A 13245-nucleotide genomic window follows, 5' to 3' on the forward strand; every position below is an offset into this window, starting at 1 on the left:
CTGGCGGCTACCTCCGCAGGCCTCAGCCTCGGCCCGGGATCGGGACCTCTCTCCAGTCCGTGTCCGAGGCCAGGTAGAAGCCCGGGTACGACGGCTGGTTGTACGTCGTCTGCTGCCGCGCCACCTCGACGCGGTACTGCCGGTCCTGCATCAGCGTGTAGAGCGCGATGTCGCTCGGCTCGGTCGACATGAACAGCCGCAGTGCGCTCGAGTCGGTGGTCCGCACGAGCACCTCCTCGCGCCAGTCGCCGAGCACGTCGGCGACGAGCGACGGGTTGCCCTTGGTGCCGTTGTTGGTCAGCGTCCCGTCCAGGGTCGCGACGGTGCCGCGCGACCAGTCCACGATCGTCGGCGTCTGGTCGCCCGAGCCCGCGACGATCTGCGTGGTCCCGTCGCCGGCCCACCGCACGGACTGGTTGGTCCCCATGGTCGACGTCGACACCTGCTCGCCCGTAGCGCTCAGCGTGCCCGACCCGAGGGTGCCGTCCGGCATGGACGCCCACACCTCGATGCCCGGCACCTCGGGCCGTACGTCGCCGATCATCGACCGTCCGGTGTCCCGGCCGGAGTACTCGCCGAACAGCACCTCGCCGGTCGCGGCGTCGCGCATCGCGGAGCCGTAGGGAGCCCACGTGCCGCCTTCGTGGCAGGTCCAGATCTCCAGCCCCGGCCGCGCCGGGTCGATGTCGGTCACGTGCATGGCGTCACCGTGGCCCAGCCCGGCGCGAGCCCCGGGGTTCGCGGAGCCCTCCGGCAGCGTGTCGAACGACGAGTACAGCAGCGAGCCGTCGTCGTCGAGAGTCGCCGAACCGTAGACGATCTCCTGCTTGCCGTCCCCGTCGACGTCGGCCGCCGAGAGCGAGTGGAAGCCCTGCGTCGGGAGGCTGCCCCACTCGGGCGAGGTGCCCGGCACCCCGTGGGGGCTGTCGTTGAACGGGTTGGACATCGGCGTCCAGCCGGAGTCGGCGAGCCAGCGCTGGGTCAGGTGCCGCCCGTCCCAGTCGTACGCGGCGATCGTGGAGCGCGTGTAGTAGCCGCGCGCGAAGATCGCACTGGGCCGGCCCTCGGAAAGGTAGGCCACACCCGACAGGAACCGGTCCACTCGGTTGCCTGGCTCGATCCGGGCCATCGCGTAGTCGCCCCAGCGGAGCCCGTCGTCGGTGCGGCCCGGCTCGTAGTCGACGGTCTCCAACGGACGGCCCGTGAGCCCGTCGAACACGGTGAGGTACTCCGGACCGCTCACCACGAAGCCCTCGAACAGCCGCAGCTGGTTCCGCGTCGAGCGGGACGGCGCGTAGACGTCGATGAAGTGGTCGGCGGCGGCGCGCGCGTCGGCGTCGGACAGCGGATAGGTCCACCGCGCGTCGATGCCCCACGCCTCCTCCAGCGTTGCGGGCCACTGCCCGCTGGTCACCTCGGGGCGCGCCGACCAGCCACGGAACATGTCCACGAGGTGCTCGTAGTAGTCCCCGGCCGACATCCGGTAGTCGTCGGCGTTCGTCACGCCGGCGTCCTGGTCGTCCCGAGGGATCGGGAGGTAGCGCCAGCCAGCAGGCTTCCCGTCGTCGTACATGGTGACGCGCGTGCCGGGCGCGGTCTTGACCATCAGCTCGGCCCTGCCGTCGCCGTCGTAGTCGTAGACGGGGAACTGCGTGTAGTGCGCGCCCGCGCGGATGTTGACACCCAGGTCGATGCGCCAGAGCTGCTTGCCGTCGAGCTCGTACGCGTCCAGGTACTGGTTGCCTGTGTAGCCCACCTGGGAAACGTCCTTCGAGTTGGACGGGTCCCACTTCACGACGATCTCGTACTCGTCGTCGCCGTCGAGGTCCGCGACGGACGCGTCGTTGGCCCGGTACGTGTAGGCCTCGCCCGCGGGCGTGACGCCGTCGGCCGGCTTGTTCAGCGGGATATCGAGGTGCCCGTCGCCCCATACGGTGGCCGACGCCGCCCTGCCCGCGCTTGGCCCGCTCAGCGGCACCACGCGGTACCGGGCGTCGGCGGTGCCCCCGGCGTCGAGATAGCTGGTCGAGCCCGTCACCTTCGCGATCCGCCGCCCGTCGCGGAACACCGCGAAGCCCGGGCCCTCGAGCCCGGAATCGCCGTGGCCGGTGACCTCGGGCGCGAGCAGGCGCCAGCTGAGAAACACGCCCTCGCTGGTCGCGGCGGCCACGAGCCCGCGGCCGAGGCGTTCGGTGCCCGACGCCGTCCCGTCCTGGTCGCCCTGGGTGGTGGTCGGCACGTTCTCGGGGGCGGACGAGGCGCCCGCCGACGCCGCGGCGGTCACCCCGCTCAAGCCGAGGCAGAGCGCTGTCGCCAGGACCGCACCCGCCCGGATTCTCCTCGGGACCATGTTCGAATTCCTCTCTGAATTCTGCGCTGGAGGGTGCACTGCGGCGACATAGCCGTGGGGCACCGCGCGGCCATGAACCGATTCAAGACCAGGAACGAGGCTGGCGTTAAATCGGTACAAGGTCAAGGCCTGGAGCGCTACGGGCTACGCAAGGACGTCGCTGCATCGAGCCCCGGAGGTCGCGCTCCGTCGCCGGGTACGTCCTACGCGCGGCGCTCGACGATCTGTGCGAGCCGCGCGAGGTCCTTGTTCGTCGCGCGCCGCATCGCGGCCTTCATGATCGGCGCGGCAACCGAGGCGAATCCCGAGGGCCGGCCTGTGTTGCGCAGCGTCATGCGAGTGCCGACACCCGCGGACATCCAGGTGTACTCGGTGCGCATGGGGAACGGGCCCTGCGCCGTCGCCATCACCAGGCGCTCACTGGGGACGAGCTCCTCGACCCGATACGTATAGGCGATGCGGCGGCCGAGGAACCGCGCGACGAAGTCCATCTCCGAGCCGACCCTGACCGGTGGTTCGGTGCGCCACTCGACCGAGTCGATGTTCGCGTACCACTCGGGCGCGTTCGACGGGTCCGCCGCGTAGGCGGCCACCCTGGCGAGGGGAGCGTGGATCACGCGCTCGACACGGACGTCCACAGCTGCCATAGCGACCCTCCAGCCGGCTTGCCCCCGCTGTCAGTCTAGGCACGGCGGCGGGGGCAGCGCCCGGGATCGTCGCGCGCTAGAGCCTGCCCAGGCGCCGCGTCTCGACGGCGACCGCCGCCAGGCTGAGCAGACCGCCCGTCACGAGGACGAGGGGCGCGAGCATCCACACGAGGACCACGCACATCACCAGAGCGGCGAGCAGCAGCACCGACCCGCCGACGTCGTCCCGGGTGCGAGCGATCCCGCACGACAGCTCGTGCCACGGGCCGGCCGAGGCCTGGGCGGTGAGCGAGCCCGGGCCCGGATCGTGGTCGGACCACGCCGCCGCGGCGCGCACCACCACGACCGCGGCGCAGGCCGCTGCCGCCCACGTGACCCAGCGGACCACCGACCCGCCCGGGAGCTCCCCCGACGCCGTGAGCCCGGTGTTGGCCCAGACGACGACGGCGGCCAGGGGCACGAGCACGCCCACCGCCCACAGGCTCCGCACCGCCGCGAGCCAGTCCCGCGCAAAAGCGCTGACAGAGGTGCTGTACCCGCCGAGGTGGCGGCGCAGGTGCGCCGCGCCGGCCGCGAGCGCCGCCGGGGCCGTCACGACGGGGAGGCTCCCGACCAGAATGAGGAGCCCGATCAGCAGGGTCTCCCCGAGCAGCGCGAACCACCCCTCGCCGGCCATGCGGGGACCGAGGCCCCGCTGCGCGGTGGGCTCGTCGTCCGGCTCCTGTGTGTTCATGGCGTGGCTCAGCCCTTGAGGCCCTGCGTCGCGACGCCGTCGACCAGGTACCGCTGGAACACCACGAAGAACAGCAGCACGGGCACCAGCGCGAGCACGGCCATGGCCATCTGCGCGCCGTAGTCGGACACCGACGTCTGGTCCACGAACAACCGCAGCGCGATGGGCAGGGGGTACGTGTCCGGCCGCTTGAGGTAGAGCAGCGGACCGAGGAAGTCGTTCCACGACCAGATGAAGGCGAAGATCGCGCTGGTGATCACGGCTGGCCGCATCAGCGGGAGCAGCACGAGCCGGAAGATTCCCCAGTGCCCGCACCCGTCGATCCGCGCGGCCTCGTCGAGCTCCCGCGGCAGCCCGCGCAGGAACTGAACCATGAGGAACACGAAGAACGCCTCCGTGGCCAGGAACTTCGGCGCGAGCAGCGGCAGGAACGTGTTCACCATGCCCATGGAGTTGAACAGGATGTACTGCGGGATGATCACCACGTGGAACGGCAGCAGCATCGTGCCGATCATGACCGCGAAGTACACGCCGCGCCCGGGAAAGCTGATGCGCGCAAACGCGTAGGCCGACACGGTGGCCGAGGCGATGATGCCGACCACCGACCCGACCGCGAGGATCAGCGAGTTGAGGGCGAAGGTCCAGAACGAGACCCCGCCGATCCCGCCCAGAGCCGACGCGTAGTTGTCGAGAGTCCAGGTCTCGGGCCACAGGTTCACGTTGCCGACGATGTCTCCGTTCGGCTTGAACGAGCTCATGACCATCCACACGCCGGGGTACAGGATCACCACAGCGATGGCGATCACGAGCACGTGGAACACGACAGACCTCGTGCGCTTCTGCCTGGTCGCGACGGTGCTCGCGGTAGCACTCACAGCTGTCATCGCAGTCGTCATCGCACGTCTCCCGTGTAGTGGACCCAGGCACGCGAGGTGCGGAACAGGATGGCCGTGATGATCCCGACGACGAGCACGAGCACCCAGGCCATGGCTGAGGCGTACCCCATGCGGAACTCCGTGAAGCCCTTCAGGTAGAGGTAGAACGTGTAGAAGAGCGTCGAGTCGGCGGGCCCACCCGTACCGCCGGAGATGATGAAGGCCGAGCTGAAGACCTGGAACGCGCCGATCGTCTCGAGCAGCAGGTTGAAGAACAGCACCGGCGACAGCATCGGCAGGGTCACCGACAGGAAGCGCCGGATCGGTCCGGCGCCGTCGACGGCTGCCGCCTCGAGCAGCTCCGCCGGGATCTGCTTGAGGCCGGCCAGGAAGATCACCATCGGGGCGCCGAACTGCCACACCGCCAGCAGGATCATCATCGGCATGGTCATGCTGGGATCGCCCACCCAGCCGCCGGCCGGGAACCCGAAGAGCTGCTGGATCTGGTCCGCGACGCCGTCGTCGATGAACATCGCGCGCCAGACGATCGCCACGGAGACGCTGGCCCCGATGAGCGACGGCGCGTAGAACATCGAGCGGTAGGCGCCCTGGCCGCGGTGCTTGGCGTTGAGCAGCGCCGCCACCGCCAGCGCCGCGGCCAGCTTGACCGGCACACCCACGAGCACGTAGATCGCGGTGACCTGCGCGGACTTGAGGAAGCGCGGGTCGGCGAACAGAGCGGTGAAGTTGTCGATGCCGACGAACTCAGGCGCCCGGAACAGGTTGTAGTCCGTGAACGCGAGGTACAGCGACATCAGCATCGGGCCGGCTGTCAGCAGAACGAACCCGAGCAGCCAAGGGGACAGGAACGCGTAGCCGGCCCGCGTATCGGCCCGGCTGCGCGGCGGCTTGGTGGCGCCGCCCCGCGCGGGGGCCGACGATGCCGTCGCCCCCCGCGCGCTCCCGCGCCCGGCCTGGCGGCCGCGCTCGGTAGTGGTAGCCGACATGGTCACTCCCCGCCGAGGTTCGCTTCGGCGCTCTGGAACCACTGGTCGGCGAACTCTGCCGGCGTGACGTTGCCGTACGCGAGCTCCTCACCGAGGCGCTTGAACTCGGCCTCGACGACGCCGTAGCCCTCCGCCGGGAGCGGCGTCTCGGCCGTGACCCGGTCGGCCATCTCTTCCTCGTAGGTGACGATCTTCTCGTCGATCGAGCCGTCGGCCAGCTCCATCGCGTCCTTCTGGGCCGGCACGGCGGGCACGCCCTTGGACGTGCCGAAGATGCTGCCTACCTCGGGGTCGTTCACCAAGAAGTCGATGAGCGCGGCCGCGGCGTCCGGCTCCTGTGTGTTCGCCGACGACGAGAGCAGCATCGACGGCTTCCAGAACTGCTGCGAGCCCTCGGCGCCCGTGGGCACCGGCAGCAGGCCGAGGTTCTCCGTACCCGCGCCGGCCGCATAACCGGCCAGCATGTTGTCCCAGGTGATCTCGGTAGCCGCCTGGCCGACCTGCATGGCGGTAAGAGGCTCGACCTGCTTCGCCCGCTCGACCGGGAAGAACACGCCGTCGTCACGCAGCGGCTGGGTGCGCTCGACCCACGCGACGAGGTCGGCCTTGTCGAAGGCCGGCGAGCCGTCCTCCGCGAACGGAACCTTGCCCTGCTGGACCAGCCACTGGATGAAGATCCAGAGGGCGCCGGTGTAGTCCGTGCCGCCGTAGACCTGCGGGTCGTGATCGGCCCCCGCCTCGCTGACCTCACGGATCCAGGCGTCGTACTCGTCCCAGGTCAGGCCCTCCGCCGGGGGCTCGACGCCCAGCTCGTCCAGGAGGTCCTGGTGGTAGAACATGCCGAGTGTGTTGGTGCTGGTCGGGATACCGAACTGCTCGCCGTTGACCGAACCGGAGCCGAGCAGCGTCTCGTCGTAGTCGCCGGTCTCCAGGTTGACGCCGACCTGGCTCGACAGGTCGAGCAGCTGGTTGTTCGACGCGTACTGGTGGATGTAGGCGAGGTCCATCTGGAACACGTCGGGCAGGGTCTGGCCGGCCGCCTCGGTGGTGCGGGCGGTCCAGTAGTCGTCCCACGCCTGGAACTGGGTCTGGACGTCGATGTTCGGGTACTTCTCCTCGAACAGCGTCACGGCTTCCTCGTAGCGGGCCGCGCGGTCGTCGTCGCCCCACCAGACGAGGGACAGCTCGATGTCCCGGTCGGTGGCGACCGGCGCGGCTTCGGTGGAGGCTGCGCTTCCTCCCGCGCAGGCCGAGAGGGTGAGTGCGCCGGCCGCGGCGATCGCGGTGGCCCGGAGCGCTGTCCGGATGGTCGTACGTGTGCGAACCACGTGAGCCTCCTTGCTCTGAATTCAAACCGGGCCCGACAGGGGCGCCGACCACGTCTACACCGACGCTTGAATCGATACAATACCCGTCTGCACAAGGTTGTCCAGGGGTAAATGACAGGAATCCGTAACGAAATACCCCGCTACGGCCCCGGCCTAGCCGTGCGCCGACCAGAAGCGAAGCAGTTCCGCGGCGGTCCCGCGAGACCCGCAGACCCCGCGGAGCCGGCCGCTACTTCGCGGTCGACCAGACCTGCAGGCGCCCGCACATCCCGTAGCGCCGCGGTCCGGGCTCGGCGTCGCGCACGGCTACCCGGCCAAGCTCCAGGTGCCCGACGACGGCGGCCTCCACCGCCCCCGGATCCGCGCCCGACTCCGGGGCCAGCGCGGCCAGGGCCCAGTCGGTCTCGGCGACGGCGCGTCCCACCGACTCCGTCCACACCTCGCGCCAGCCCGCCGCCCGTGGGGCGACCAGCTGGGCCGCGGCCACGTACAGGGCGTCGAAGGCAGCCGCCCGGTCCCGCTCGACGGCGACCCTCAGCGCGCGGAACCCCACGAGCGCCAGGTTCCGACGGGCGCGCGCGGCGGCCGCCACCACCGGATCGTCCTCGGCGGGGCCCGCCACATCGACGTCGTCCAGGTCCGCGCTGAGCAGATCCGGGCCGAGCAGGTCGGGGCTGGGCCGGTCGGGGCTGGGCCGGTCGGCGCCGCGCGACGGCACCGGGAGCGTCGCCGCGTCGCGGTAGGCCACCGGGTCCGCGAGGACCTCCGGCGGGAAGGTCAATACGGCGTCCCCCGCCTCGGGCAGCCCTGCGTTCGACATGACGACGAGCACCTCGAGGCCGCCGTCGTTCACCGCACGGTGGATCACTCCGGGGCCGAACCAGACGATCCGGCCGGGCGCGAGCTCGTGCTCGGCGAAGCCCTCCGGGCCGAGCGTCTGCACGCGGCCGCGTCCGGCGAGCGTCACGTAGGCCTCGGTCGAGGCCGTGTGGAAATGGGGCGAGCCGGAACCGCCGGGGGCGTCCGGCGCGGGCCAGTCGTAGACCCGCAGGTGGGACACCGATGTACCGCCGGGAAATACCGGGCCGCTGGTCGCTTCGGTCATGTCCTTCGCCTCTCTGCGCTGACCCTTCCAGCCTGCATCAAACCCCGGCCACCCGCCCCCAGGCGGCGCTCACCGTGCGAGTGCTTCTGCCCCGATGTCCTTCACCGGTGTCCACGCCGGGCCCGTGCCGCGCATGGACTCGTGGAACGGGTCGCCCGGGCCGATCTCGCCCGCCCGTACGACCGCGCCCGTGAACGCGGACCGGTAGATCGCGGCGACCAGCTCCAGCGTGCCGCGGGTGTCAGACACGGTGACGGGCGGCGCCTCGCCCGCGGCGAACGCCCGGTAGGTCGGCACGAGCTGGGCGAGATGCCCCGAGGGCAGGGCCTCGGGGTCCGGCTGCCACAGCTGCCCGACGTCGTCCCGGCCCGGCGCGGGCGTGAACGTCCAGTCGGCGTCGGAGTACCCGTACAGGTGCGAGAGCTCGATGGTCGCCGCCTCGGTGTCGAACCGCAGGTCGGAGGTCTCCCGCGGGGACAGGAGGGAGTTGGTGATCGTCGCCATCGCACCGTTCTCGAAGCGGACGATCGCCATCGAGACGTCCTCGGTATCGACGTGCCGGGCAAGGCGGCCGGCCATCGCCGTCACCTCGGACCACGGCCCGAGCGTCGCCAGCAGCAGGTCGAACTGGTGGATGCCGTGGCCCATCGTGGGGCCGCCCCCTTCGGTGTCCCACCGGCCGCGCCACGGCACCTCGAAGTATTCCGGGGCGCGGAACCAGAGGGTGTCACAGGTGGCGACGAGCGGGCGGCCCAGCGCACCGTCGTCGAGCAGCCGGCGCAGCTGCCGGGCGCCGTGCCCGAACCGGTGCTGCACGACCTGCGTGAACTTCGCGGTCGAGCCGGCCTCGGCCTCCGCTATCCGGTCGATCTCCGCGAGGGAGAGCGTGGCGGGCTTCTCCACGACCACGTGCACGCCGGCCTCGAGCGCGGCCACCGCAGCATCCACGTGCGCGCCCGGCGGGGTGCACACGTGCAGCACGTCCGTCTCGGCGAGCACGTCCTCCAGGGCGGATCCGTGCGCCGCGACGTCGTACTTCCGGGCGAACTCCGCCGCCCGCGCCGGATCGAGGTCGACGGCGTGCGCCAGGACGGCGTCCACCCCGTGCTCCGGCAGGCCCGCGATCGCCTCTGCGTGGGTTCCGGCGATGGCACCTGTACCCAGGATCGTGACTCTCATGGTTCTCCGTCCTCGTCGACGCATGAGCCTGAATCGTTTCATGAACCCGTCGCCGCCACCAACCCGGTTGTGGGCGTGATCGTTGCGCCTAAAACAGGCAGACAGTCGCAACGATCACGCCCACAACCAAGGAGCGTCAGTTGCCGATGAAGTAGCTCGGGTGCGGCGGCTGGTTGTAGGCGACGTTCTGCCACGCCACGGCGAGCCGGTACTGCCGGTCGTCCATGAGCGAGGGCAGCACCTTGTCGGTGGGGTGGCTGGTGCTGAAGATCCGCAGGGCGCTGGAGTCCGAGGTGCGGTAGATCAGCTCCTCCCGCCAGTCACCCATGATGTCGGCCTGCAGCGCCGGCGTGGCCTTGGTGCCGTTGTTCGTGCTGGTGCCGGAGAACGTCTCCAGCCGGTTCAGCCCGCTGCCGTTCCACTCGGACACCGTGGGCGTGTTCGACGTGTGGTCGGTGATCTCGCGCTGCGTGTCGCCGTCCCACCAGGTCACGAAGTTCGCCACGGGCGGTGAGGAGCTCAGCACGCGGCCCGAGACCGACCGCAGCCCGCCCGTGGGCGAGGCCCCGCTGTTCCACGCCTCCGCGCCGGGGCTGCTCGCGTCGATGTCCGCGGCAGTGCCCCGCCCCGTGTCCGAGGTGCCCGACGCCGACCAGAGCACCGCGCCCGTGCGTGCGTCCCGGAAGGTCGCCGCGCGGTTCCCGTTCGAGGCGGGCGACTCGTGCACGGCGAACACCTCGAGGCCGGACCGCGCCGGGTCGAGATCGCCGACGTGCAGGGCGTCGCCGTGGCCGAGCCCGGTGTTGTAGAGGGCGGAGCCGTTGTCGTCGATCGTCATGGAGCCGAACACGATCTCGTCGCGGCGGTCGCCGTCGACGTCGGCCACGGAGAGCTGGTGGTTGCCCTGCCCCCTGTACTGGCTGCCTGCCGAGTCGGAGTCGAAGACCCAGCGCCGGGTGAGCTCGCCGCCGGAGTAGTCGTAGGCGGCCAGGACCGTCCGCGTGTAGTAGCCGCGGGTGAACACGGCGCTCGGACGGCTGCCGTCCAGGTAGGCGACGCCCGCCAGGAACCTGTCCACCCGGTTGCCGTAGGTGTCGCCCCAGCTCCCGACGTTGCCGCGCGGCGGCGTGTAGCTGACGGTGTCGGCCTCGGCGCCGGTGTTGCCGTCGAACACGGTGAGGTACTCCGGGCCGGCGAGCACGTATCCGGCGGAGTTGCGATGGTCCGCGGACGCGCTGCCGATGACGCGGCCCGTGCCCGAGACCGTGCCGTCGGCCGTCTTGACCATCACCTCGGCGTCGCCGGAGGAGTCGAAGTCGTACGCGAGGAACTGCGTGTAGTGCGCCCCTGCGCGGATGTTCCGCCCCAGGTCTATGCGCCAGAGCCGCGTGCCGTTCAGCTTGTAGGCGTCGAGGTACACGTTGCCCGTGTAGCCCGACTGCGAGTTGTCCTTCGCGTTGCTCGGGTCCCACTTCACGATGAGCTCGTAGTCGCCTCCCCCGTCCAGGTCCGCGACGCTCGCATCGTTCGCGCTGTAGGTGTAGGCGACGCCGTCGGGTGTGGTGCCGCCGGCCGGCCGCTGGATCGGAACGTCCCGCTGGCTCGCCGCCAAGGGCGTCACCTCGGGCGTGGCCCAGGTCTGCACGCCCCGGGTCACCTCGGCCACCCGGTAGGTGCTGTCCTTGCCGCCGTCCGGGTCCACGAGGTTCGTGGCGCCCGTGACCGGCCGCTTCGTGATGCGCTCCCCGTCGCGGTACACGTGGAACACGATGTCGGCGGGGTCGTCGGCGCGCAGGCGCCACCCCACGTAGACGCCTCCGTCGGTGGGCAGCGCGACGGGCGCCCGGCCTTCCACCTCCTGGACGGGCAGCTCCTGGCCGACGGCGGCAGCCGCGCCCGCCGCGGTGACCGTGCCCGTCGGCTCCGCGCCCGCTAGGGCTGCCGCGCCGAGCGGTACCGCGAGTGCTCCGGCCGCGGCCAGAGCTGCGATCACTGCCAACCTGTTTTGCGATCTGACGTTCCTCATTGCGGCTACCTCCATGTCGTCGAGGTGGTGCGCAGTCGCCGGAGCGTCGCGCGGGCGCTCGGCGGCGCACCGGAGGAGCCCTCGACGGGGTGCGCTCGAGGGCGGCCGACAACGCCGTCGGACCCATGAAACGTTTCAGGCAACAAGGGACTTTTCGCCCGCAATCGAGGGTGACAGACCCCCGCAACCAGGTCAATAGCTCAGAGAAACCGGTTCCCCGTTGCCAGGGCGGGGTTGGCCGACAGACCGGGTGGACGACCTCGTAGGGAGAGCTGTTTCCCGGGCACGCTGGGCCGCGGGAAGCGCTGCCGAGGGTGAGCCGCAGTGAGTTCGGTCCACTGATGGTGAGCCACAGTGAGTTCGGTGCGGCGCCACCGACCGAACTCAGGGCAGCGCCGAACTCAGAGCAGCGCCACAGCGCGGCGCGGCCCCCTGCCACCCCGGCCCCTCAGAGCAGCACTGCCTCGATCTCGGCGGCCACGGCGTCCACGAAGCTCTCCGGGGTTCCGGCGGGCAGCAGCCCCGGCAGCGCGAGCAGCGCCCGGATGTCCTCCTCGGCACCGGCCAGTCCCTCGACATCGCCCAGGCCATCGGCACCGCCCGGCACCTCCGCGGCGAGGACCAGCGCCGCCAGCTCCTCGGCCCGCGGGTCGTCGATACCCTCACCGGACCGCGTCCGGCGTCGGACGAACTCCGCCCACGCCGCCAGGCCGAACGCAACGCCCTGGGGCTCCCAGCCCGCGGCCAGCGCGTCCGCGAGGACGCCACCCCACCGGTACGGGATCTTCTGCGTGCCGTCCATCGCCACCTGGCCCGTGGTGTGCCCGGTGTGCGGGTTGGCGAACCGGGACAGGATCTTCTCGCCGTACTGGTGCAGGTCGAGCCCTTCGGGCGGGGTCAGCGTCGGCAGCGCGTCCTCGAAGAGATACTGCCGGGCGCGCTCGGCGATCACCGGGTCGGTCACGGCTTCCGCGATCGTGGTGTGTCCCGCGAGCCACCCCGCGTACGCGACCAGCGAGTGCGTCCCGTTGAGCAGGCGCAGCTTGGCCTGCTCGAACGGCGCCACGTCCCTCGTCAGCGTCGCGCCCGCAGCCTCCCACGCGGGTCGTGGCCCGGCGAACCGGTCCTCGATCACCCACTGCGCGAACGGCTCGCCCACCACGAGCCCTTCGTCGCGCGCGCCGAGCGCCTGCCCGACGTGGTCGCGCTGCTCCGCGGTAGTCGCCGGCACTATCCGGTCGACCATGGAGCACGGGAAAGTGACACGCGCGTCGAGGAACGCGCGCAGGACGTCGCCCTCGGGACCGGGGAGGCCGGCGTCCGCCGCATGCCGCACGAGGCGCTCGAGAACGCGGCCGTTGTCCACCATGTTGTCGCAGGTCAGGACGGTGACCGGTGCCGCGGAGGCCGCGCGCGCCGCGAGGCCCCGCACGAGCAGGCCGATGGCCGATGTCGCCGGCCGGACCGGCTCGCTCGCCTGGCGGTCGGACCGCAGCGCCGCCAGGTCCTCGGCCACCGCGTCCACGTCCAGGGAGCCGGCGGGGGTTCGGGCGTAGCCCTTTTCCGTGATCGTCAGGGTGATCACGTGCGTGGAGGGCGCCGCGAGCGCCGCCAGCACCCGCTCGGTCTCCTCGGCGGGGTAGGCGACGTCGACCACGGACCCGATCAGCTCGATCGAGGACTCCTGCTCGCCGGCGGTCAGCACCGCGTACACCCCGCCCTGGGGCCGCAGCTGGTCGCGGACCGTCGCGGACCGCTGGGTCACGCCGAGGATTCCCCAGGAGGTGTCGCCGGTGGCGATCGCCGCGCGTTCCGTGTACACCGCCTGGTGCGCCCGGTGGAACGCACCGATGCCGAGGTGGACCACCCCCACCGCCGTCGGCATCACGGGTGCGTCGATGCCTACCGGGACGCGGTCCCGGTGCAGGCGGTCCTCAGTCATCGCGTGTCTCCTTAACCTGTGCCACGAGCTGCGTCGGGTTCATGAACCGCAGC

Annotated in this window: 10 protein-coding genes; all 10 read right to left on the bottom strand. The window is 71.1% G+C overall.

The genetic code is table 11. From position 1 onward, the window contains the following. Positions 1-22 precede the first annotated feature (22 nt). Positions 23-2350 (bottom strand): rhamnogalacturonan lyase, encoded by a 2328-nt coding sequence (locus tag IE250_RS06665; RefSeq protein WP_189668520.1) that lies wholly within the window; start codon positions 2348-2350, stop codon positions 23-25. Positions 2351-2553: 203 nt separating this feature from the next. Then, on the bottom strand, positions 2554-2997 hold the full coding sequence (locus tag IE250_RS06670) for an SRPBCC family protein (RefSeq protein WP_189668521.1): 444 nt from the start codon (positions 2995-2997) through the stop codon (positions 2554-2556). A gap of 76 nt (positions 2998-3073) precedes the next feature. After that, a complete protein-coding gene (locus IE250_RS06675) occupies positions 3074-3730 on the bottom strand; it encodes a Poxvirus protein I5 (protein ID WP_229872213.1) in 657 nt (218 codons plus the stop codon). A gap of 8 nt (positions 3731-3738) precedes the next feature. Next, positions 3739-4614, bottom strand: a complete 876-nt coding sequence (locus IE250_RS06680) for a carbohydrate ABC transporter permease (protein WP_229872214.1) — start codon at positions 4612-4614, stop codon at positions 3739-3741. A gap of 8 nt (positions 4615-4622) precedes the next feature. Continuing rightward, positions 4623-5612, bottom strand: coding sequence for a carbohydrate ABC transporter permease (locus IE250_RS06685; protein ID WP_373301611.1), 990 nt, complete (start codon positions 5610-5612; stop codon positions 4623-4625). A 2-nt stretch (positions 5613-5614) separates the two neighbouring features. Further along, positions 5615-6940 carry an ABC transporter substrate-binding protein gene (locus IE250_RS06690; protein ID WP_189668524.1) on the bottom strand — a complete coding sequence of 442 codons (1326 nt, stop codon included), beginning with the start codon at positions 6938-6940 and terminating at the stop codon, positions 5615-5617. 229 nt (positions 6941-7169) lie between these two features. Further along, positions 7170-8045, bottom strand: coding sequence for a cupin domain-containing protein (locus tag IE250_RS06695; RefSeq protein ID WP_189668525.1), 876 nt, complete (start codon positions 8043-8045; stop codon positions 7170-7172). A gap of 69 nt (positions 8046-8114) precedes the next feature. Next, complete coding sequence (locus tag IE250_RS06700; RefSeq protein WP_189668526.1) at positions 8115-9224, bottom strand: Gfo/Idh/MocA family protein; 1110 nt, start codon at positions 9222-9224, stop codon at positions 8115-8117. 136 nt (positions 9225-9360) lie between these two features. Then, positions 9361-11250 carry a rhamnogalacturonan lyase gene (locus IE250_RS06705; protein ID WP_189668527.1) on the bottom strand — a complete coding sequence of 630 codons (1890 nt, stop codon included), beginning with the start codon at positions 11248-11250 and terminating at the stop codon, positions 9361-9363. Positions 11251-11698: 448 nt separating this feature from the next. Next, entirely contained in the window at positions 11699-13192 is a 1494-nt protein-coding gene (locus tag IE250_RS06710) for a mannitol dehydrogenase family protein (protein ID WP_189668528.1), read from the bottom strand. Positions 13193-13245: the final 53 nt, after the last annotated feature.

It is taken from the genome of Promicromonospora soli (assembly GCF_014653785.1).
GTDB classification, from domain to species: domain Bacteria; phylum Actinomycetota; class Actinomycetes; order Actinomycetales; family Cellulomonadaceae; genus Promicromonospora; species Promicromonospora soli.

What these genes read in the sequence shown, in the direction of transcription:
- IE250_RS06695 (WP_189668525.1), bottom strand. Translation starts at nt 8,045, where the DNA reads ATGACCGAAGCGACCAGCGGCCCGGTATTTCCCGGCGGTACATCGGTG.
- IE250_RS06705 (WP_189668527.1), bottom strand. Translation starts at nt 11,250, where the DNA reads ATGAGGAACGTCAGATCGCAAAACAGGTTGGCAGTGATCGCAGCTCTG.
- IE250_RS06675 (WP_229872213.1), bottom strand. Translation starts at nt 3,730, where the DNA reads ATGAACACACAGGAGCCGGACGACGAGCCCACCGCGCAGCGGGGCCTC.
- IE250_RS06700 (WP_189668526.1), bottom strand. Translation starts at nt 9,224, where the DNA reads ATGAGAGTCACGATCCTGGGTACAGGTGCCATCGCCGGAACCCACGCA.
- IE250_RS06680 (WP_229872214.1), bottom strand. Translation starts at nt 4,614, where the DNA reads ATGACAGCTGTGAGTGCTACCGCGAGCACCGTCGCGACCAGGCAGAAG.
- IE250_RS06710 (WP_189668528.1), bottom strand. Translation starts at nt 13,192, where the DNA reads ATGACTGAGGACCGCCTGCACCGGGACCGCGTCCCGGTAGGCATCGAC.
- IE250_RS06665 (WP_189668520.1), bottom strand. Translation starts at nt 2,350, where the DNA reads ATGGTCCCGAGGAGAATCCGGGCGGGTGCGGTCCTGGCGACAGCGCTC.
- IE250_RS06670 (WP_189668521.1), bottom strand. Translation starts at nt 2,997, where the DNA reads ATGGCAGCTGTGGACGTCCGTGTCGAGCGCGTGATCCACGCTCCCCTC.
- IE250_RS06685 (WP_373301611.1), bottom strand. Translation starts at nt 5,612, where the DNA reads ATGTCGGCTACCACTACCGAGCGCGGCCGCCAGGCCGGGCGCGGGAGC.